The 20,477-nt window shown below is 73.9% G+C and carries 19 protein-coding genes and 1 riboswitch; of the genes, 11 read left to right on the top strand and 8 right to left on the bottom strand.

Features of this window, described 5'->3' with window-relative positions; translation table 11 throughout:
* Position 1: 1 nt before the first annotated feature.
* Genes OO54_RS14875 through OO54_RS14865 form a run of 3 tightly spaced genes read left to right on the top strand, consistent with a single transcriptional unit; the run spans position 2 to position 4,769 of the window.
* Positions 2 to 1,021, top strand: a complete 1,020-nt coding sequence (locus tag OO54_RS14875) for an AAA family ATPase (protein WP_026058130.1) — start codon at positions 2 to 4, stop codon at positions 1,019 to 1,021.
* Positions 1,021 to 2,373, top strand: a complete 1,353-nt coding sequence (locus tag OO54_RS14870; protein ID WP_033203333.1) for a DUF58 domain-containing protein — start codon at positions 1,021 to 1,023, stop codon at positions 2,371 to 2,373. The genes OO54_RS14875 and OO54_RS14870 overlap by 1 nt, the downstream gene beginning before the upstream one ends.
* The gene (locus OO54_RS14865; RefSeq protein WP_033203332.1) at positions 2,370 to 4,769 is read left to right on the top strand and encodes a transglutaminase TgpA family protein; all 2,400 of its coding nucleotides are present in this window, start codon (positions 2,370 to 2,372) and stop codon (positions 4,767 to 4,769) included. Before OO54_RS14870 ends, OO54_RS14865 begins: the two co-directional genes overlap by 4 nt.
* 500 nt (positions 4,770 to 5,269) lie before the next feature.
* On the opposite strand, the gene OO54_RS14860 is transcribed toward OO54_RS14865, so the two are convergent.
* From OO54_RS14860 to OO54_RS14850, 3 genes are all read right to left on the bottom strand, one after another.
* Positions 5,270 to 5,674 (bottom strand): DUF3040 domain-containing protein, encoded by a 405-nt coding sequence (locus OO54_RS14860; RefSeq protein WP_033203331.1) that lies wholly within the window; start codon positions 5,672 to 5,674, stop codon positions 5,270 to 5,272.
* Between the two features lie 272 nt (positions 5,675 to 5,946).
* On the bottom strand, positions 5,947 to 6,735 hold the full coding sequence (locus OO54_RS14855; RefSeq protein ID WP_033203330.1) for a methyltransferase: 789 nt from the start codon (positions 6,733 to 6,735) through the stop codon (positions 5,947 to 5,949).
* Between the two features lie 67 nt (positions 6,736 to 6,802).
* Positions 6,803 to 7,333, bottom strand: a complete 531-nt coding sequence (locus tag OO54_RS14850; RefSeq protein ID WP_033203329.1) for an SAV_6107 family HEPN domain-containing protein — start codon at positions 7,331 to 7,333, stop codon at positions 6,803 to 6,805.
* Between the two features lie 163 nt (positions 7,334 to 7,496).
* On the opposite strand from OO54_RS14850, the gene OO54_RS14845 reads away from it, so the two are divergent.
* The 5 genes from OO54_RS14845 (at position 7,497) to OO54_RS14825 (ending at position 13,603) form a co-directional block, all read left to right on the top strand.
* Positions 7,497 to 8,438 carry an ATP-binding cassette domain-containing protein gene (locus OO54_RS14845; protein WP_234439568.1) on the top strand — a complete coding sequence of 314 codons (942 nt, stop codon included), beginning with the start codon at positions 7,497 to 7,499 and terminating at the stop codon, positions 8,436 to 8,438.
* Positions 8,410 to 10,497, top strand: a complete 2,088-nt coding sequence (locus OO54_RS14840; RefSeq protein ID WP_033203327.1) for a YhgE/Pip family protein — start codon at positions 8,410 to 8,412, stop codon at positions 10,495 to 10,497. The genes OO54_RS14845 and OO54_RS14840 overlap by 29 nt, the downstream gene beginning before the upstream one ends.
* Positions 10,498 to 10,540: 43 nt before the next feature.
* Positions 10,541 to 11,149 (top strand): TetR/AcrR family transcriptional regulator, encoded by a 609-nt coding sequence (locus OO54_RS14835; RefSeq protein ID WP_033203326.1) that lies wholly within the window; start codon positions 10,541 to 10,543, stop codon positions 11,147 to 11,149.
* 303 nt (positions 11,150 to 11,452) lie between these two features.
* A complete protein-coding gene (locus OO54_RS14830) occupies positions 11,453 to 12,103 on the top strand; it encodes a DUF4126 domain-containing protein (protein ID WP_033203325.1) in 651 nt (216 codons plus the stop codon).
* Between the two features lie 66 nt (positions 12,104 to 12,169).
* Positions 12,170 to 13,603, top strand: coding sequence for a phytoene desaturase family protein (locus OO54_RS14825; RefSeq protein WP_200146770.1), 1,434 nt, complete (start codon positions 12,170 to 12,172; stop codon positions 13,601 to 13,603).
* A gap of 15 nt (positions 13,604 to 13,618) precedes the next feature.
* Here the strand turns inward: OO54_RS14825 and OO54_RS14820 are convergent, their stop codons facing one another.
* The 5 genes from OO54_RS14820 to OO54_RS14800 form a co-directional block, all read right to left on the bottom strand.
* Positions 13,619 to 14,467, bottom strand: a complete 849-nt coding sequence (locus OO54_RS14820; protein ID WP_033203323.1) for a hypothetical protein — start codon at positions 14,465 to 14,467, stop codon at positions 13,619 to 13,621.
* A gap of 54 nt (positions 14,468 to 14,521) precedes the next feature.
* Complete coding sequence (gene metF / locus OO54_RS14815) at positions 14,522 to 15,439, bottom strand: methylenetetrahydrofolate reductase [NAD(P)H] (protein ID WP_017238817.1); 918 nt, start codon at positions 15,437 to 15,439, stop codon at positions 14,522 to 14,524.
* 170 nt (positions 15,440 to 15,609) lie between these two features.
* Entirely contained in the window at positions 15,610 to 16,263 is a 654-nt protein-coding gene (gene thiE, locus OO54_RS14810; protein ID WP_033203322.1) for a thiamine phosphate synthase, read from the bottom strand.
* Between the two features lie 165 nt (positions 16,264 to 16,428).
* On the bottom strand, positions 16,429 to 16,794 hold the full coding sequence (locus OO54_RS14805) for an Rv2175c family DNA-binding protein (RefSeq protein ID WP_033203321.1): 366 nt from the start codon (positions 16,792 to 16,794) through the stop codon (positions 16,429 to 16,431).
* A 43-nt stretch (positions 16,795 to 16,837) separates the two neighbouring features.
* Positions 16,838 to 18,052 carry an NAD(P)/FAD-dependent oxidoreductase gene (locus tag OO54_RS14800; RefSeq protein WP_033203320.1) on the bottom strand — a complete coding sequence of 405 codons (1,215 nt, stop codon included), beginning with the start codon at positions 18,050 to 18,052 and terminating at the stop codon, positions 16,838 to 16,840.
* Positions 18,053 to 18,134: 82 nt separating this feature from the next.
* Positions 18,135 to 18,247: riboswitch (TPP riboswitch) on the top strand.
* On the opposite strand from OO54_RS14800, the gene thiO reads away from it, so the two are divergent.
* From thiO to OO54_RS14785, 3 genes are all read left to right on the top strand, one after another.
* Positions 18,245 to 19,438: a glycine oxidase ThiO gene (gene thiO, locus OO54_RS14795; RefSeq protein ID WP_051786953.1), complete on the top strand. Its 1,194-nt coding sequence runs from the start codon at positions 18,245 to 18,247 to the stop codon at positions 19,436 to 19,438. Its footprint overlaps the riboswitch before it by 3 nt.
* Complete coding sequence (gene thiS, locus OO54_RS14790) at positions 19,435 to 19,653, top strand: sulfur carrier protein ThiS (protein WP_017238822.1); 219 nt, start codon at positions 19,435 to 19,437, stop codon at positions 19,651 to 19,653. Before thiO ends, thiS begins: the two co-directional genes overlap by 4 nt.
* A 5-nt stretch (positions 19,654 to 19,658) precedes the next feature.
* On the top strand, positions 19,659 to 20,453 hold the full coding sequence (locus OO54_RS14785) for a thiazole synthase (RefSeq protein ID WP_017238823.1): 795 nt from the start codon (positions 19,659 to 19,661) through the stop codon (positions 20,451 to 20,453).
* The last annotated feature ends 24 nt before the right edge of the window (positions 20,454 to 20,477 follow it).

Below are 20,477 nucleotides of genomic sequence, written 5' to 3'. Positions count from 1 at the left end.
GGTGACGACCTATGACGATCGAGCGAGCCTCACTGATCTGACCACGACCGCGGAGCGGGTCCGCAGGTCGGTGGAGAGCGTGATCGAGGGCAAGCCCGAGGTCGTACGGCTTTCGCTGACCGTGCTGCTCGCCGAGGGACACCTCCTCATCGAGGATGTCCCCGGCGTCGGCAAGACCATGCTGGCGAAGGCGCTGGCGCGGTCCGTCGACTGCTCGGTGCGCCGCATCCAGTTCACCCCCGACCTGCTGCCCTCGGACGTCACCGGCGTGTCGATCTTCGACCAGCAGCGCCGGGAGTTCGAGTTCAAGCCGGGCGCGATCTTCGCCCAGATCGTGATCGGCGACGAGATCAACCGCGCCTCGCCGAAGACGCAGTCCGCGCTCCTGGAGTCCATGGAGGAGCGCCAGGTCACCGTCGACGGCCAGACCTACGAGCTGCCCAGCCCGTTCATGGTCGTCGCCACCCAGAACCCGGTCGAGATGGAGGGCACCTACCCGCTGCCCGAGGCCCAGCGCGACCGTTTCATGGCCAAGGTCTCCATCGGCTACCCGAACGCCGACGCCGAGCTCCGGATGCTCGACGTGCACGGCTCGGTCTCCCCGCTGGACGACCTCCAGCCGGTCGCCCACGCCCACGACGTCATGAAGCTGATCGAGGCGGTCCGCGCGGTCCACGTCGCCGACGCCGTGCGCCGGTACGCGGTCGACATCGTCGCCGCCACCCGCACCCACCCCGACCTGCGGCTCGGTGCCTCCCCCCGGGCCACCCTCCACCTGCTGCGGGCCGCCAAGGCCTCCGCCGCCCTCAGCGGCCGCGAATACGTCCTGCCCGACGACCTCCAGGCGCTCGCCGCGCCCGTCCTCGCCCACCGGCTGCTGCCGACGGCGCAGGCCCAGCTCAACCGGCGCACCGCCGAACAGGTCGTCCAGGACATCCTCCAGCGCACCCCCGTCCCGGCCGCGGCCCCGCCCGCCGGACCGCTCTACGGCCAGCAGCAGCCCGGCGCCCGGCGGCTGTGATGACGACCGCTGCCGCACCGGACGGGCAGCGGGGCGAGGACGACGACCGAGGCGGCTTCCGGGCCGCCCTCGGCGGTCTCACCACCCGCGGCCGGTCCTTCCTCGCCGCCGGCGTGGCCGCCGCCGCCTGCGCGTACGTCCTCGGCCAGGCCGACCTGCTGCGCGTCGGGCTGCTGCTCGCAGCGCTGCCGCTGCTCTGCGTCCTCGTCCTGCACCGCACCCGCTACCGGGTCGCCGCCTCCCGCCGCCTCACCCCCCAGCGGGTGGAGGCGGGCGCCGAGGCCCGCGTCCAGCTGCGCATGGAGAACGTCTCCAAGCTCCCCACCGGGTTGCTGATGCTCCAGGACCACGTGCCCTACATGCTGGGTCCCCGCCCGCGCTTCGTCCTCGACCGGGTCGAGGCCGGCGGGCGGCGCGAGGTGTCGTACCGGGTCCGCTCCGACCTGCGCGGCCGCTTCCCGCTCGGCCCGCTCCAACTGCGGCTCAACGACCCCTTCGGGATGTGCGAGCTGACCCGCTCCTTCAGCGCGTACGACACCCTCACCGTCGTCCCGCGGACCGTGCCCCTGCCACCGGTGAAGCTCACCGGCGAAGCCTCGGGATACGGCGACGGGCACCACCGGTCCCTCGCGCTCGCCGGCGACGACGACGTCATCCCCCGCACCTACCGGCACGGCGACGACCTGCGCCGGGTGCACTGGCGCTCCACCGCCCGCTACGGCGAGCTGATGGTCCGCCGCGAGGAACAGCCGCAACGGGCCCGCTGCACCGTCCTCCTCGACACCCGCCGGATCGCCTACCAGGGCTCGGGCCCCGACTCCGCCTTCGAATGGGCCGTCTCCGGCGCCGCCTCCGCCCTGGTGCACATGCTGGGGCGCGGCTACGCGGTCCGGCTGGTCACCGACACCGGCAGCACCGTGCCCTCCGACGGCTCCGACGGCTTCGCCGGGTCGGCGCCGGACTCCGCCGACTCCGCCGGACTCCTGATGGACACCCTCGCGGTCGTCGACCACTCCGAGGGAGGCGGACTCTCCCGCGCCTCCGACGTGCTGCGCGGCGGCAACGAAGGACTGCTCGTCGCCTTCCTCGGCGACCTCGACGAGGAACAGGCGGCCCTCACCGCCCGGATGCGCGGGCGGAGCGGCGGAGCCGTCGCCTTCGTCCTGGACTCCGGCACCTGGCTCACCGGCGGCGCGGTCGCCGGCACCGTCGAAGCCCGGGTACAGCAGCTGCGGGACGCCGGCTGGACGGCACTGGCCGTACCGGCCGGGGCCCGCCTCCCCGATCTGTGGCAGCAGGCTGCCGGAGCGCGCGCGGAATCCGCCGCCGACACCTACGGAGGCTGGTCATGAGCGGCCGCGCACGGCTGACACTCGCCGCCTGGGGCGCCACCCTGATGGCCTCCGGAGCGCTGCTCCCGCTGGTGAAGCCGGCGACCTGGATCTTCACCGCCGCCTTCGTCCTCGCCCTCGTCAGCGGCGTCGGCACCCTGGCCCGGCGGGTACCGCTCGCCCGGCCGCTGACCCTCCTCGCCCAGACCGCCGTCACGCTGCTCGCGCTGACCGTGATCTTCGCGCGGGAGCAGGCCGTCCTCTGGCTGATCCCCGGCCCGCGGGCCTTCGCGCACGCCGCCGAACTGTTCCAGGCGGGCGCCGACGACGTCGGCCGGTACGCGATCCCCGCGCCGGACACCGAGGGCATCCGGCTCATGCTGGTCGGCGGCGTCGTCGCCATCGGCCTCCTGGTGGACACCCTCGCCGTCACCTTCCGCAAGGCGGCCCCCGCAGGCCTGCCGCTGCTCGCCCTGTACTCGGTGGCCGCCGGTCTCTCCGGCGGCGGCGCGGGCTGGCTGTGGTTCCTCCTCGCCGCCTCCGGCTATCTGCTGCTGCTCCTCGCCGAGGGCCGCGACCGGCTCTCCCAGTGGGGACGGGTCTTCGGCGGCGCCCAGCGCTCCGGCAAGCCCGGCTCCTCCGTCGCGACCGGCGGCACCGCCTTCTCCCTCGCCCGTACCGGGCGCCGGATCGGCGCCGTGGCCATGGGCGTCGCACTGGCCGTGCCGCTCGCACTGCCCGGCTTCGACGGCGGGCTGTTCGGCGGCGGCAGCGGCGAAGGAGGCGCGGGCGCCGGCAAGGGCGGCACGATCTCGGCCGTGAACCCGCTCGTCTCCCTCCAGGACAACCTGCGTCAGGCGGAGGACCGGGAAGTCCTGCGCTACCGCACCAACTCCCGCGACACCAACGACCTGTACCTCCGCCTCGTCGCGCTCGACCAGTTCGACGGCACCTCCTGGAAGTCGTCGGTCCGCCCGATCGAGGACGTGCCCCAACAGCTGCCCTGGCCGCAAGGGCTCTCCCAGAACGTCCAGATCACCGAGGTGACCAGCAACTTCGTCGCCTCCGAGGCCTACGTCCAGAAGTGGCTGCCGATGCCGTACCCGGCCGGCCGGGTCGACATCAGCGGACGCTGGCGGTTCGAACCGGCCGGGCGGATGCTCGTCGGCGACGACAAGCAGACCACCGCCGGCGCCCGCTACCAGGTCACCAGCCTCGACGTGCGGCCCACGTCCGAGCAGCTGGCCGCCGCCGGCCCCGCGCCCGAGAAGCTGCGCCGCGAATACACCAAGGTGCCCGACTCGCTCCCCGCCGACGTGCGGGCCGCGGCCCTGACCGTCACCAAGGGCGCCCGCAACGACTACGAGCGGGCCGTACGGATCCAGGACTGGTTCGCCCAGGACGGCGGCTTCCGCTACGACGTCGAGGCGGAGTCCGGCACCGGCGTCCAGGCGATCTCCCGCTTCCTGAAGGACAAGAAGGGCTTCTGCGTCCACTTCTCCTTCTCGATGGCGGCGATGGCCCGCTCGCTCGGCATCCCCGCCCGCGTGGCCGTCGGCTTCACCCCCGGAACCACGCAGACCGACGGCTCCGTCTCGGTCGGCATCCGCGACGCGCACGCCTGGCCCGAGCTGTACTTCGAGGGCGCGGGCTGGACGCGGTTCGAGCCGACGCCCTCGCGCGGCTCCACCCCCGCCTACGGCAGGGAGAGCACGCCCACGGGCACGGCCACCGGCCCGGCACAGCCCCAGCAGAGCGCCTCGGCACAGCCGTCCGCCGCGCCGAGCGCCTCGGAGAGCTGCACACCGCAGCTGCGCCGGCTCGGCGACTGCGGCCCCGACGCGGCCACGGGCGACGCCTCCTCGAACGGATCGGGACCGGCACCACTGAGCGTGGCGCTGATCTCCCTCGCCGCCCTCGTCGTCCTCGCCCTGCCGCTGCTCCCACTGCTCTGGCGGACCCGGGTCCGGGCCCGCCGGCTCGGCTCGGACGGCGGCCGCGGCCCCGCGGACACGGCGGCCCGGACACTCGCCGTCTGGCAGGAGATCAACGACACCGCCTGGGACTACGGAGTCGAACCCGACGAGTCGCGGACACCTCGGAACACGGCGGAGCGCATCGTCCGTCTGGGTGAGCTGCACGGTGAGTCCGCGGACGCGGTGCACCGGGTGGCCCGGGCCGTGGAGGAAGTGCTCTACGCGCCGCGGCCCGTGCCGGCCGCCGGTCTCGCGGAGGATGCCGGGCGGGTGCGGGCCGGGTTCCACGCGGGAGCGGATCGCTCCGCGCGGCTTCGTGCGGTGCTCGCGCCGCGCTCCGCCGCGCGGCTCCGCTGGGCCCTCTCCTCCTGGTGGTCCACCACGACCCCCCGCCTCTCCCCCCACCCCCTCCTCCACCGCCTCCGCCTCCGCCGCCCCTGACCCCGCGCCTGTGCGGGCCTTCGCCCGTCGCCTCCGCCCCGTGTGGGCAATCGTCCCGCTGGGGCGGGACGGGTGGGCACACGGGACGTGCGGGTTCAGGCGCGGAAGCCTGGGCCCGGCAAGGGGCGCCGTCCGTTGTGCCCACCCGTTCCGCCCCAGCGGAACGATTGCCCACAACGGGGGCGGCGGCACGGAGGGTGGGCACCGCCCCAGCGGAACGAATGCCCACAACGCGGGCGGGGCGCAGGCACGAGGGTGGACACCGCCCCGGCGGAACGAATGCCCGCAACGAGGCGGGGCGCAGGCACGAGGGTGGGCACCGCTCCGGCGGAACGAATGCCCGCAACGAGGGCGGCGGGGCGGGCGCAGACCGCGACCCGGGCGCAGGGGCGCGGCCCGCAACGGGGGGGCGGGGTATGGGGGAGCCCCGCAGGGGGCGCTGGGGGCGCGGGCTGCGGGGCTCGGGGTTGAGGGGCGCGGGGCTGCCGCTCAGGCGGGCGTCAGTGGCCGCCGCCCTGCTGTTCGTCGCGGCGGCGCTGCCACCGCTCTTCGATGCGGTTCATCATGGAGCGTCGCTGCCGGGTCTGACGGCCCGAGGCCGCCGTCCCGCCCCTGGCCTGCTGCTCGCCCGGCTTGGGCGCCTTGCGCCATCCGGTGACCGCCAGGACCGCGCAGCCCAGCATGACGAGGAATCCCACCACGCTGATCCAGATCTGCTGTGCGACCATTCCGGCCATGAGGAGCGCGATACCCACCAGGAAGCCGGCGACTGCTTGGTAGACCCGTCGTCGGGTGTACGTACGCAGTCCGCTTCCCTCGAGCGCTGTCGCGAACTTGGGATCTTCGGCGTACAGCGCTCGCTCCATCTGCTCGAGCATTCGCTGCTCGTGCTCCGAGAGCGGCACGGAGTCCTCCTAGTCGTCGGTCGCGGGGGCGACCGGTTTGCGGCCCTTTCAGGATAGGCAGGGAATCGCCCCCGTGAAACCCGCCCTCAATGCCGAATAGCCAATCCGGGCCGCCATGCGGATCGGTTGCTGAGGCGTTGATTCCCCAGCCCCTCGTCCGTCATGCCGGATGGTGTCCCCCGATCATACGGGGCGGAACCCCTTACCGGGCGGGCTGTGGCGTACTCCATCGAGCGCCGTGGCCCGCACCGCCGATCGGGTGGCCGTCCTGTTCAGGCGCGCTTCTCGCCCAGGACGTGCAGTTGGGTGGCGATGGCCTGGAAGGAGGGCAGCTCGGCGGCGGCGGCCTCCAGCTTGAGGAGGGCCTCGGCGGCACCGGGTTCGGTGTCGACGAGGGCGCCGGGGACCAGGTCGGCGAAGACCCGGACGCCGTGCACGGCGCCGACCTCGAGTCCGGCGGCTTCGGCCAGCTCGGCGAGCTGTTCGGCGGTGAAGCGCCGGGGCACGGGGTCGCCGGCGCCCCAGCGGCCGGCCGGGTCGGAGAGCGCGGTCCGGGCTTCGGTGAAGTGCCCGGCGAGGGCGCGGGCCAGGACGGCTCCGCCGAGTCCTGCGGCGAGGAGGCTGAGGCTGCCGGCGGGGCGGAGCGCGGCGACCGCGTTCCGCACGCCTTCGGCGGGGTCGTCGACGTACTCGAGGACTCCGTGGCAGAGCACGGCGTCGAAGGCTTCGCGGCCGACCACGTCGAAGAGGCCGCGGATGTCGCCCTGGACGCCGGTGACGCGGTCGGCGACGCCGGCTTCGGCGGCCCGGCGCTCGAGTGCGAAGAGCGCGTTGGGGCTGGGGTCGACGACGGTGACCCGGTGGCCGAGGCGGGCCACCGGCACCGCGAAGTTCCCGGAGCCGCCGCCCGTGTCGAGGACGTCGAGGCTGTCCTTCCCGGTGGCCTCGATCCGGCGGTCGAGGGCGTCTTTGAGGACGTCCCAGACGACGGCGGTACGCAGGGAGGCGCGCGACGGTCGCGACGATGCCTCTCGGCCGAAGACAGGGGAAGGGTCCGGCACGGCTGTTGACTCCTCGGTGACGGGTACGGACGCTCCCCACCCTATGGCCTCGGTAACGCCTTTCGGATCATCCTCCGGACTCGTCGGCCGCCGGCTGGCGCGGCAGTACCGGCTGGAGGACGAGCAGCCGCTCGACCAGGCGCAGGAAGAGCGCGGCGTCCCTGAGCAGGTCGTCGGCCTCACGGCGGGTGGCGGCGCCGGCGATGCCGGCCTCGGCGCGGGCCCTGCGCGGGGCGCCCGCGGCGAAGAGGGCGCTCCACTCGGTCAGCTCGGGCGCCAGCTCGGCGAGGAGTTCCCAGGCGCTCCTTATCCGCCGGCGCCTGCCGGGCGCGGTCTCGGGTCTGGCGCGGGCGGCGAGGACGGCGGCCGCGGCGCGCAGGGCGGCCAGGTGGGCGGTGGCGTACCGCTCGTGGGGACGGTCGAGGGCGGCGGCCTCGACGAGGCCGGCCCTGGCTTTGGCGAGGAGGTCGAGGGCGGCCGGCGGGGCGGCGGCGCGGCGCGGGACGGGGTGGATGTCGGACGCGGGTCCTGACTGCGCGGGTGCGGGACGGCCTGCGGGGCGGCGCCCGGGCGCGGCGGCTGCGGATGGGCTGGCCATGACGAACCTCCTGTCGTCGCGTGACGGCGCTGTGGCCGTATGTGTTCATCGTGCCCGGCCCCACTGACAATCGGGCTGACCTGGGGTTTTGCCTGAAGTCCGACGGGCGGGTAACTTTTGAACTGACTGGTCAGTTCAAAAATGGGGAATGGGGGGTGAGTCCGTGGGCACGGAAGCCGAGGAGCAGCCGCACGGCGCCGCCGTCGTCGCGGACGGCTTCGGACTGAAGGGCCCGCGCGGCTGGGCCTTCTCCGAGGTGTCCTTCCGGGCGGAGCCCGGCGCGCTGGTGGCCATCGAGGGACCGTCCGGCTCCGGCCGCACCTGTCTGCTGCTGGCGCTCACCGGGCGGATGAAGTCCCACGCGGGCCACGCGGAGGTCGGCGGTCTCCCGCTCCCCCGGAAGATGGCCGCCGTGCGCCGGATCACCGCGCTCGGGCAGGTCCCCGGGGTCAGCGAGCTCGACCCGGCCTTCACGGTCGCCGAGCACCTGCGCGAGCGGGCCCTGCTCCAGCGCCGTTACGACGGTTCCGTACGGGCGCTCCTGCGGCGCCCCGCCGAGCGCGCGGCGACGTCCCGGGCCCGGATCGAGGAGGCCGTGGCGGCCGCGGGGCTCGACCTCGCCGCCCTGCCGAAGGGCGAGCGGACCTCCGTTCGGGATCTGGAGCGCCTCGAAGCCCTGCGGCTCTCGATCGCCCTCGCCCTGATCGGCCGCCCGGGGCTCCTCGCCGTCGACGACGCCGACCTGAAGCTCTCGGACGCCGACCGCACCGAGGCCTGGGCGCTCCTGCGCTCCGTGGCCGCGTCCGGGACGACCGTCCTCGCCGTCTGCAGCGAGGCCCCCGCCGACGCCCTGCGCCTCACCACGCTCGGCGGCGCGCCGGAGCCCGCGGAGACCGACGAGCCGGAGCCCGCGGAGGCCGACGAGCCGACCCCCACGGAGAACGACGAGGCGGAGCCCGCGAAGGACGACGAGGCGGAGCCCGCGGAAGACGGCGCGGCGACCGGCGCCGCCGCCGGCGACCCCGCCGACACCAGCACCGATGCACCCGCATCCACGACCGAGGAGGGGGCGGCCGATGCGCTCGCCGAAACTGGCCGCGCTTGAGCTGAAGCGCTTCGGCAGGGGAAAGCTGCCGCGAGCCGCGCTCGTCGCGATCCTGCTGCTGCCGCTGCTGTACGGCGCCCTGTACCTGTACTCGTTCTGGGACCCGTACAGCAGGCTCGACAAGATCCCCGTCGCCCTGGTGAACGAGGACCGGGGCGCCACCGCCGACGGCAAGCCGATCCACGCCGGCGACGACATCACGAAGGGGCTCCTGGAGAGCAACACCTTCGCGTGGCACCAGGTCAGCGACGCCGAGGCGCGCGAGGGCGTCGAGAACGGGACGTACTACCTGTCCCTGACCATGCCGGGCGACTTCAGCTCGCGCATCGCCTCCAGCTCCGGCGACTCCCCCGAGACCGGGGCGCTCCGGGTGCGGACGAACGACGCCAACAACTACATCGTCGGGCAGATCTCCCGGACGGTCTTCTCCGAGGTCCGCACCGCGGCCTCCACCAAGTCCTCGCGTACGTTCCTCGACAAGATCTTCATCTCCTTCTCGGACATCCACGACGCCACCGCGAAGGCAGCCAAGGGCGCCGGCGACCTCAAGCAGGGCGTGGACAAGGCGAAGAAGGGTTCCAAGGACCTGGCGGACGGACTCAAGACGGCGAAGACCGGCAGCGGTGACCTGGCGGCCGGTCTGAAGAAGCTCGACAAGGGCGCCAAGGACCTGGAGAGCGGCTCGCGGAAGGTCGCCAACGGTACGCAGACCCTCGCCGACAAGGTGAACGGCACCGCCGACCAGGTCCGCCCGTACCTGGCGAACAACGGCAAGTCGATCCGCGACACGGCCCGGCTCGTCTCCGACTCCGTCACGGCCGCGCAGAACAACCTGGCCGACCTGGTGCGGCGGGCGCCCCTGGTCCGCTCCGCCGCGCACAAGGCCGACGACGGCCTCGCCCGGTTCCACCGCGAGGCGTGCGTGGACGCCCCGGCCCCCGACGCAGAGATGTGCGAACTGCTCAGGAAGGCCTCGGTCAGCGCCGGCGACGTGGCCACCATCGCCGACGACGTGCACGAGCTCACCAAGGACGACGCCGCCGACCTGAAGACCCTGGACGCGCGCCTGACCAAGCTCAAGAAGCAGGCCGACGAGCTGGCCGCCCGCGCCCCGCACCTGGACGAGGACGTCGAGGACGCCATCAGGAAGATCAACGAGCTGAACGCGGGCGCCAAGAAGGTCGCCGCGGGCGCGGACCGGCTGCACACCGGCATCACCGAGGCCAAGACCGGCTCCGTCGATCTCGACACCGGCGTCGGCAAGCTCAAGAAGGGCGCGGGCGACCTGGACGGCGGCCTGTTCAAGCTGGCCGACGGCTCGGGCACCCTCGCCACGGGCCTGAAGGACGGCGTCGCGCAGATCCCGGACTACGACCGGCAGGACCGCGACCGGCGCACGGAGGTCATGGCCGACCCGGTGCGGCTCGCGTCGCAGTCGCTGCACAAGGCGCCGAACTACGGCACCGGCTTCGCCCCGTACTTCATCCCGCTCTCCCTCTGGGTGGGCGCGATGGTCGCGTACATGATCATCCAGCCGCTGAACCGCCGCGCCCTCGCCGCCGGCGGCTCCGCCTGGCGGATCGCGCTGGCGGGCTGGCTGCCGGTGGCGGCGATCGGCGTCCTCCAGGTCGCGGCCCTGATGTCGGTCCTGCACTGGGGCCTCGGCCTCCAGATGGCCAGGGCCGCCGGCACGGTCGGCTTCCTCGCCCTGGTCACCTGTTGCTTCGCCGCGATCATCCAGTGGCTCAACGCCCGCTTCGGCGCGGCCGGCCGGATCCTGGTCCTCGCGGTGCTGATGCTCCAGCTGACCTCGGCGGGCGGCACCTACCCCGTTCAGACGAGTCCGGGCTTCTTCAACGCCGTCCACCCGTTCCTGCCGATGACCTACGTGGTCGAGGCGCTGCGCCGGCTGATCACGGGCGGCGGGATCGGCCCGGTGTGGCAGGCCTGCGCGGTCCTGACCGCGTTCACCCTGGGCGCCCTGGCCCTGACCGCCGTCTCGGCCCGCAAGCGGCAGGTCTGGACGCTCGACCGGCTCCACCCCGAACTGACCCTGTGAGACGGGGCCGGTGGCACCCGCGACACCTGTGAGAATCGACCCCATGGACAGCAGCAGCACCCGACGCCAGGCCACGCGCGCGAAGCTCTACGAGGCGGCCGTCACCCTCATCGCGGAGCAGGGCTTCTCCGCGACGACGGTCGACGAGATCGCCGAGCGGGCCGGCGTGGCCAAGGGCACGGTCTACTACAACTTCAAGAGCAAGACCGAGCTCTTCGAGGAGCTGCTGCGCCACGGGGTGTCGCTGCTCACCGCCTCCCTGCGGACGGCCGCCGAGGAGACCGCCGAGCGCGGCGGGAGCCGGGTCGACGCGCTGGACGCGATGATCCGGGCGGGCCTCGTCTTCATCGACCGCTACCCGGCCTTCACCCAGCTGTACGTGGCCGAGCTCTGGCGCACCAACCGCGCCTGGAACTCGACCCTGCTGGTGGTCCGCCAGGAAGCCGTGGCGGTGGTCGAGGGGGTGCTGCGGGAGGGGGTCGCGGCCGGTGAGCTGAGCGAGGACATCGACGTCCAGCTGACCGCCGCGGCCCTGGTCGGCATGGTGCTCGTGGCCGCGCTCGACTGGCAGGCCTTCCAGAGCGAGCGGTCGCTCGACGACGTGCACGCCGCGCTCTCGCGGCTGCTGCACGGCCGGGTCGGCGGCCGGTGACGTCGGGCGACACGCGCGCGTAGCGACGGAGACCGCGAAGAACCGGGAGAGCCGGAAGAACCGAAGAAGCGCGAACGCCGGTGCGGCGAGGCTCGATCCCCCCGAGCCTCGCCGCACCGGCTTCTTCACGCACCCCCGTGCCGGCAGGTGCGCGGCCCCGTTCCGCAGCCCCGTGCCGGCGGTGCCGGAGCCGCGCCCCTTCCGTGGACTCCACTCTTCCGTCCGGGGGCGCCCGGGCCATCCGCGTACCTACTCATCTCGCCCTCTAGGTACGGATACTCAGTCCTGGTTACGATCGCGGGCGTGTCCGTACTCCCCCTGGTGTTCACCAGCGGCTGGGCGAGCGGGATCAACGCGTACGCGGTGGTCCTGCTGTTCGGCGTCTTCGGCGCGACCGGGCTGACCGACGAGGTGCCCGAGTCCCTCCAGCGCACCGATGTCCTCGTCGTCGCCGGCGTGCTGTTCCTCTGCGAGGCGGTGGCGGACAAGATCCCGTACGTCGACTCGATATGGGACTCCGTCCACACCGTGATCCGGCCGGTCGCGGGGGCCGTCGTCGGTGCCCTGCTCGCCGGGCAGAACGGTTCGCTGCCGGAGCTGGCGGCAGGCGCGGTCGGCGGCTCGACGGCGCTGCTGAGCCACTTCGTCAAGGCGGGGACGAGGATGGCGGTCAACACCTCCCCCGAGCCGTTCTCCAACGTCGCCCTGAGCCTGGCCGAGGACCTCGGGGTGGCGGCGATCGTCACCTTCGCGGTCTTCCACCCGGTGGCGGCGGCGAGCATCGCGGCCGTCCTGCTCGTGCTCGGCCTGGCGATACTGGTCTTCCTGGCCCAGCGGATCCGGCGCTTCCTGCGCCGCAGGTCCCAGCGCCGCGAGGAGAAGAAGCTCGCCGTCCTGGGGGCCCGCCCACCGGCCTGGCCGCCGCCCGACGACGACGGGTCGGCCCACTTCTGACCCCGCCCGGCCCCCGCGCCGACCGGGCCTCCGCCGGTGTCAGAGCGGCCGGATAGGCTCGCCGACATGGCACGGATTGTGGTGATCGGCGCGGGACTCGGCGCCATGGCGGCGGCGGCCCGACTGGCCGTGGCGGGCCACCGGGTGACGGTGTACGAGCGGGGCGCGACGTACGGCGGCGCGGTCGGCCGCTTCGAGCGCGACGGGTTCGCCTTCGACACGGGCCCGGGGCTGCTGCACCTGCCCGCCGTCTACCGGGACCTGTTCGTGAAGACCGGCAAGGAGTCCCTGGAGGAGTGCGTCACCCTGACGCAGGTCGATCCGGCGAGCCGTCACGTCTTCGCCGACGGCACCCGCGTCGACCTGCCGAACGCCTCCCGGGCCGGCACCGTCGCCGCCCTGGACGCGGCGCTCGGCGCGGGCGCGGGCGAGCGGTGGGGCGACTTCCTGGTGCGGGCCCGCGAGGCCTGGGACCGGACCCGCCGCCCGCTCCTGGAGGAGCCGCAGCCGGCCGATCCGGCGCCGCTGGCCCGCGAGCCGTACCCGGCGCTCAAGGCCGGCCTGCTGCGCCGTCCGACGACGACGCTCGCGCAGATCGGCGCGCGGGAGCTGCGCGAGCCCCGGCTCGCCGCCCTCCTCGACGCGTACGCGTGGTCGTACGGCTTCGACCCGGCGACCGCGCCGGCCTCGGCCGCCGTCCTGCCGTACATGGAGCAGACCTTCGGCAGCTGGTACGTGGCCGGCGGACTGCGGGCGCTCGCCGACGCGGTGTACGAGCGCTGCCGCAAGCGGCGGGTGGAGTTCGTCTTCGAGGCGCCCGTGGAGGAGGTCCTGGAGAAGGACGGTCGGGCGGCCGGCGTCGGGCTCGCCGGAGGCGAGACGGTCGAGGCCGACCACGTGGTCTCCGGCGCGCCGGTCCCGGTGCTCTACAGCGACCAGGTCATCGGCTGGGAGCGGCAGGACGACTGGCCCCGCCACCAGGAGATCGGGACGAGCCGGGTGACGGTGTGTCTGGCCCTGCGCGGCCCCCGGGAGGCGACGGCGGTCCACCGCACGGTCGTGCACGCGGCCGGCGAGCGGCCGACCGTGACGGTCCTCCGGCCGGACGACCCGGCGGTGCGGCCGGACGCGGACCACGAGTCGGTGACGGTGACGGCGACCGTCGCCACGTCCGCCGGGGGGGACGGGGAGTCCTTCGCCGACCGGATGGTGGCGGCCGCCGGGCAGGCGGTGCCGGGGCTGCGGGAGCGGCTGCTGTGGCGGCACGTGCGCACGCCGGAGGACGTACGCCGGGACACCGGGTCCGCCGAGGTGCCGGGCCCGGCGCTCGCCGGGGCCCGCGGGCTGCTGCTGCCGGCCGCCAACCGCTCGCCGCTGCCGGGGCTCTGGTTCGCCGGCGGCTGGTCCCACCCGGGCGGCGGGCTCGCCCACGCGGGCATGTCCGGCGCGCTGGTGGCGGGCCTCATCGTGGAGGGCGACGGCTTCCGCGGCTCCCAGTAGGGAGCCGCGGGGACCTCAGTACCGGTACTGCTGCCGGTCGTCCGGGTGCGGCTCGTAGCCGTAGGGGCCCTGGGCCGGCGGCTGCTGGTGGGGGTCCGGCTCGGTGTCGCGCTGCTGCGGGACCCACACCCCGCCGGGCGGGGTGTCGTAGGTGTACGAGGGGGCGTAGGGGTCGGCGTAGTACGGGGCGTACTGCTGGCCGTCCGTGCCGGGGCCGATGTACGGGTCGGAGTAGGTGGCGTACTGCTGCTGCCCGGCGGCTGCGCCGTAGTCGTAGGCCGGCTGCTGCTCGTAGGAGGGCTGCTCGTACGCGGACTGGCCGTGCGCGGGCTGCTCGTACCCGGGCGCGTAGGGGTCGTACCCGGTCCCGTAGTTGTCGCCGGCGTTGTGGCCGCCGTCGTAGACGCCGTACTGGCCGGTGTCTTCGGGCATCGGCTGGGGCTCGTAGACCGCGGTGGTCTCGGCGTCGGCCGGACGGTGGGCGGTGTCGTCGGCCTGCTCGGCCGTGCCGTACGCGGTGTCCTCCCCGCCGTAGGAGAGTTCGGTGACCTCGAGGGTGGGGCCGGCCTGGGCGGGCGCCCCGGACCTGCGCCGGCGGCTCGCCCCCGGGTTCCCGCCGATCGCCCAGCCCGTGGAGAAGCCGCGGCGGAACGAGAGCGTCACATAGGTCTGGCCGACGGCGAAGGCGACGGCCCCGGCGATGATGACGGCGACCGAGGGCAGCAGCACGCCCAGGACCACGCCGAGGAAGCCGCAGAAGGCGAGGACACGCCAGCGCAGCCGCGCCTTGTACTGGAGGAGCACCTCCCCCAGCAGCCACAATGCGACCACGCCGAACGCGATGTAGAGGACCGTCCACCCCATGCCCCGCCGCCCCTCTCCACGGTCACCGCCGCGGGTCGGGGCGGGTACGACCGGTCACGACTGCTGGTGCAGTCCGAGATTCTCGTAGATCTCGAGCGTCGCGGTGGAGTTGTTCAGCGTGATGAAGTGCAGTCCGGGGACACCCTCGGAGAGCAGCCGCGCGCAGAACTCCGTCGCGAACTCGATACCGATGGAGCGTACAGCGGCGGGATCGTCCTTGACGGCGAGGATGCGGTCTTTCACATCCGCGGGGAAGGCGGCGTTGCTCAGCTGGGGCAGCCGGTCGAGCGTCCTGACGTTCACGACGGGCATGACCTCGGGGATGATCGGGGTCTCGCAGCCCGCCTTCACGACGCTGTCGCGGAGCCGCAGGTAGTTCTCCGGGTCGAAGAACATCTGGGTGATGGCGTAGTCGGCGCCGGCGCGGCACTTGTCCACGAAGTGCCGGATGTCCGTGTCCCAGTCGGTGGAGCGGGGGTGCATCTCGGGGAAGGCCGCGACGCCGACGCAGAAGTCGCCCGACTCCTTGATCAGCCGGACGAGGTCGGCGGCGTAGCGGACGCCCTCGGGGTGCTCGACCCACTCCCCCAGCGGGTCGCCCGGCGGGTCGCCGCGGACCGCGAGCATGTTGCGGATGCCGGCGTCGGCGTACTGGCCGAGGATGTTGCGCAGCTCGGCGACGGAGTGGTCGACGGCCGTGAGGTGCGCGACCGGGGTGAGCGTGCTGTCCGAGGCGATCTTCTGGGTGGCCTTGACGGTGCCGCCGCGGGTGGAGCCGCCGGCGCCGTAGGTCACGGAGACGAAGCTGGGGCCTACCGCCTCGACCCGGCGCATGGTGTTCCAGAGGGTCTGCTCACCCTTCTCGGTCCGGGGCGCGAAGAACTCGAAGGAGTACGACGTGCCGCCGGAGGCGAGGATCTCGCGCACGGTGCGCGCGCGGTCCGATCGGACGGAAGCAGTACCTAGGGCCATACCGGCAGGTTAGACGGGGTCCAGGGAAGCGTGACAACCGTGTCCGAGTGATGGACATGATTTTGGACGGCCGCCGGGCGCCCGTCAGGCCTCCGCAAGGCCCCCGCCCGGCGCGGTCCCGGGCTCCGGGCGGTCCCGGACCCCGGGCGTGTCCCGGACCCCGGGCGGCCTCAGGTCCCGGTGCGCTCGCGGACGCGCTTGGCGAGGGCGGCGGTCGCGGCGGCCGGGTCGTCGGCCTCGGTGATCGCCCGGACGACGACGATGCGGCGGGCGCCCGCGTCCAGGACCTCGTCGAGGTTGGTCTCGTCGATGCCGCCGATGGCGAACCAGGGCCGGTCCTGGGCGAGGCCGGCCGCGTACCGCACGAGGTCGAGCCCCGGCGCGTACCGGCCGGGCTTGGTGGGGGTGGGCCAGCAGGGGCCGGTGCAGAAGTAGTCCACGCCCGGTTCGGCGGCGGCCGCGGCGGCCTCGCCCTCGGCGTGGCAGGAGCGGCCGATCAGGACCTGGTCGCCGAGGATCGCGCGGGCGGCGGGCACCGGCAGGTCGCCCTGGCCGAGGTGGAGCACGTCGGAGGCGATGGCGTGGGCGACGTCGGCCCGGTCGTTCACGGCGAGCAGCTTGCCGTGCCGGCGGGCGGCCTCGGCGAAGACGGCGAGGTGCTCCAGCTCCTCGCCGGCCTCCATGCCCTTGTCACGGAGCTGCACGATGTCCACGCCGGAGGAGAGCACGGCGTCGAGGAAGGCCGGCAGGTCGCCCTGGCGCTTCCGGGCATCGGTGCACAGGTAGAGGCGGGCGTCGGCGAGCCGCTCACGAGGCGTGGGCATGGGTGGGTTCCCCCCGTCGGATGTCGCCGGCGCCGCGGCGGGCAGCCCGGGAGGGCCACCCGCCGCGACACCCGCTGGTGGTGTTCTTCGGTGCTCACGTGCGCGCGTCGGCGTACGTGTCCGCTCGTGGAGACGCGGCGGCGTGCGCCCATCGGCGCGCGAGCGTCAGAGGGCGAGCGCCTGGGCGCGGCGCTTCACCTCCGTGCCGCGGTTCTCGTTGAGCGCCTGGGCGGGCGTGCCCGGCAGGCTCTCGTCCGGAGTGAACAGCCACTCCAGCATCTCCTCGTCGGTGAAGCCGTCGTCCCGCAGCACGGTCAGGAGTCCGACGAGACCCTTGACGATCTTGTCGCCCTGGATGAAGGCGGCGGGGATCTGCAGGGCCCTGTTCTCGCCGCGTCGCACGGCGATGAGCTGGCCTTCCTTGATCAGCTGCCGCACGCGCAGCACGTCGACATCGAGCATCTCCGCGATGTCGGGCACGTGCAGCCAGGCGGGGATGAGCGCATCGATCTTTACGTCAATCTCGGTCACAGGACAAGCCTGCCATCCCGGACTGACAGCCGGTAGTCGGGCCCTACCGGACCGCCGCCTTCAGGGGTACGGACGGGTCGGCGGCGCGAGCCGGGTCGACCGGGGTGGCGGACTCGATGAGCTTGCGGCCCTGGGCGAGGTCGCGGGGGCGGCCGACGGCGAGGAGGGCCACCGGGACGCCGGCGCGCAGCCAGAGCACGGACCAGGTCTCGTCCGCCGGGTCGCCGCGCCACAGCAGCTCGTCGGCGGCCGCGTGGTGCCCGGCGTACTGGACGAAGCGGCCGAACTGCTCGGACCAGAAGTAGGGCACGGGGTCGTACGGCCCGGAGTCGGCTCCGGTGAGCGTCGCGGCGACCGTGCGGGGGCCCTGGAGCGCGTTGTCCCAGTGGTGGACGAGGAGCCGCTCGCCGTAGCGGGCGGAGGGGAAGGAGGCGCAGTCGCCGACGGCGTACACGTCGGGCAGGGAGGTGCGCAGCCGGTCGTCGGCGGTGACCGCGCCGCTCGGGTCGAGGGCGATGCCGGAGCCGGCGAGCCAGCCGGTGGCGGGGCGGGCGCCGATGCCGACGACGACGGCGTCGGCGGGCAGGGAGCGGCCGTCGGCGAGGACGACCCGGCCGGGTTCGACGGTCTCCACGCGCGCGTGGGTGAGGAGTTCGGCGCCGTCGGCCGCGTACCACTCGGCCATGGGGGCGGCGACCTCGTCGGGGAGGGCGCCGGTGAGGGGGAGGCCGGCCGCCTCGACGACGGTGACGGCGCAGCCGGCCGCGCGCGCGGCGGTGGCGAACTCGGCGCCGATCCAGCCGGCGCCGACGACCACGACGGCGTGCCGCCGTTCGAGGACGGGGCCGAGGCGGACGGCGTCGTCGAGGGTCCGCAGCAGATGGACGCCGGGGACGCCCTCGGTTCCGGGCAGGGCGATCGGGTGGGCTCCGGTGGCGACGACCAGGGTGTCGTACCCGACGGGTCCCGCCTCGGTGTCGATCTCGTGGTCGGCGGCGCGCAGACCGGTGACGTCGAGACCGAGGCGGAGTTCGATCCCGAGGTCCTCGAAGTCGACTCCGAAGGCGGAGTCCTCGGCCTTGCCGAGGAGGATCGCCTTGGAGAGCGGGGGCCGGTCGTAGGGCTGGTGGGGTTCGGCCCCGATGAGGGTCACGGGGCCGGTGAAGCCCTGCTCCCGCAGGGCGACGGCGGTCTGGACGCCCGCCATCCCCGCACCCACGATGACGACGCGCTGCTCGGCCTGCTTCTGCTCGCTCACCCGACCACCTTACGTATCTGACGGATCATCAGGAAGGGAGGGGTCTGTGACGCCTCCACGGCGGAAGCTAGTCTGGCGGGCGTAAAGCACTCGCGGGAGCCCGGACGACCGGGCTGAGAGGGAGGCTGTACCGGCCTCCGACCGTACGAACCTGATCCGGGTCATGCCGGCGAAGGGAGGGGCTGGACGCCCATGCGTTCTTCCGATGTCCTCAGGTCCGATGACGGACCCGATTCCGGGGCCGACGTCCTCGTGATCGGGGGCGGCATCATCGGCCTGGTCACGGCCTGGCGGGCCGCGCAGCGCGGACTGCGCACCGCCGTCGTCGACCCGGACCCGGGCGGCGGCGCCGCGCGGGTCGCGGCCGGCATGCTCGCCGCCGTCACCGAACTCCACTACGGCGAGGAGACCCTGCTCGGTCTGAACCTCGCCTCCGCCACGCGCTATCCCGCCTTCATCGCCGAACTGGAGGAGTCCACCGGCCACGACGTCGGCCACCGCGCCTGCGGCACCCTCGCCGTCGCGCTCGACTCCGACGACCGGGCCCACCTGCGCGAACTGCACGCCCTCCAGACCCGCTGCGGGCTCACCTCCGAGTGGCTCAGCGGGCGTGAGTGCCGCCGCCTCGAACCGATGCTCGCCCCCGGGGTGCGCGGCGGTCTGCGGGTGGACGGCGACCACCAGGTCGACCCGCGCCGGCTCGCCGCCGCGCTCCTCGTCGCCTGCGAACGGGCCGGGGTGGTCTTCCACCGCGACCTCGCCGAGCGGCTCGCGGTGGTACGGGACCGGGCCCGCGGTGTCGTGCTCGCCGGGGGCGGGGAACTGACGGCCGACCAGGTCGTCCTCGCCGCGGGCAGCCTGAGCGGCCGCCTCGCGGGCGTGCCGGACGAGGTGCTTCCACCGGTGCGACCGGTGAAGGGCCAGGTGCTGCGGCTGCGCGTACCGGCCCCGTACGCCCCCTTCCTCTCCCGGACCGTCCGGGCCGTCGTCCGCGGCAGCCACGTCTACCTGGTGCCCCGCGAGAACGGCGAACTGGTCGTCGGCGCCACCAGCGAGGAACTCGGCTGGGACACCACGGTGACCGCGGGCGGGGTGTACGAGCTGCTGCGCGACGCCCACGAACTGGTGCCCGGCATCACCGAACTGCCGCTGACCGAGACCCTGGCCGGCCTGCGCCCCGCCTCCCCGGACAACGCGCCGCTGCTCGGCCCCACCGTCCTGCCCGGCCTGCACCTGGCCACCGGCCACTACCGCAACGGGGTGCTGCTCACCCCCGTCACCGGCGACGTCATGGCGGAGGTGCTCACCACGGGCGTCCTCCCCGACGAGGCGCGCCCGTTCACTCCCCGCCGTTTCTCCTCCGTACGTCTGGAGCAGCCCGCATGAGCCTGTCCGCACCCGTGTCCGTGTCCGTGAACGGAGAACCGCGCGAGCTCTCCGGCCCCCTGTCCCTCGACGCCCTCGTGACGAGCCTGACCACGGCCCGCTCCGGGGTCGCGGCAGCCCTCAACGAGACGGTCGTGCCGCGCGGCGAATGGGCCTCGACGCTGCTCGCCGACGGCGACCGCGTGGAAGTCCTCACCGCGGTACAGGGAGGCTGAGCGCGATGTCCGACGACACCTTCGTCCTCGGCGGTACGGAGTTCTCGTCCCGCCTCATCATGGGCACCGGCGGGGCACCCAGCCTCGACGTCCTGGAACGCTCCCTGATCGCCAGCGGCACGGAGCTCACGACGGTCGCCATGCGGCGCCTCGACCCGACCGTCCAGGGCTCGGTCCTCTCCGTCCTCGACCGGCTCGGCATCCGGGTCCTCCCCAACACGGCGGGCTGCTTCACCGCCGGCGAGGCGGTCCTGACCGCCCGGCTCGCGCGGGAGGCGCTCGGCACCGACTGGATCAAACTGGAGGTCGTCGCCGACGAGCGGACCCTGCTGCCGGACGCGGTGGAACTCCTCGACGCGGCGGAGACGCTGGTCGACGACGGCTTCACCGTCCTCCCCTACACCAACGACGACCCGGTCCTCGCCCGCAAGCTGGAGGACGTGGGATGCGCGGCGATCATGCCGCTCGGCTCCCCGATCGGCTCGGGCCTCGGCATCCGCAACCCGCACAACTTCCAGCTGATCACCGAGCGGGCGGGCGTGCCGGTCATCCTCGACGCGGGCGCCGGCACCGCGTCGGACGCCGCACTCGCCATGGAGCTCGGGTGCGCGGCGGTGATGCTGGCCTCCGCGGTGACCCGCGCGCAGGAACCGGTCCTCATGGCCTCGGCCATGCGGCACGCCGTCGAGGCGGGCCGCCTCGCCCACCGCGCCGGCCGCATCCCCCGCCGCCACTTCGCCGAGGCCTCCTCCCCCGCCGACGGCCTGGCCCGGCTGGACCCGGAGCGCCCCGCGTTCTGAGCCCGCCCGGCCGGGACGCTCGTC

Source organism: Streptomyces wedmorensis, assembly GCF_000716445.1.
GTDB classification, from domain to species: Bacteria; Actinomycetota; Actinomycetes; order Streptomycetales; family Streptomycetaceae; genus Streptomyces; species Streptomyces wedmorensis.
The sequence above is the reverse complement of the archived record's forward strand: the minus strand, read 5'-3'. Positions and strand labels throughout refer to the sequence as shown.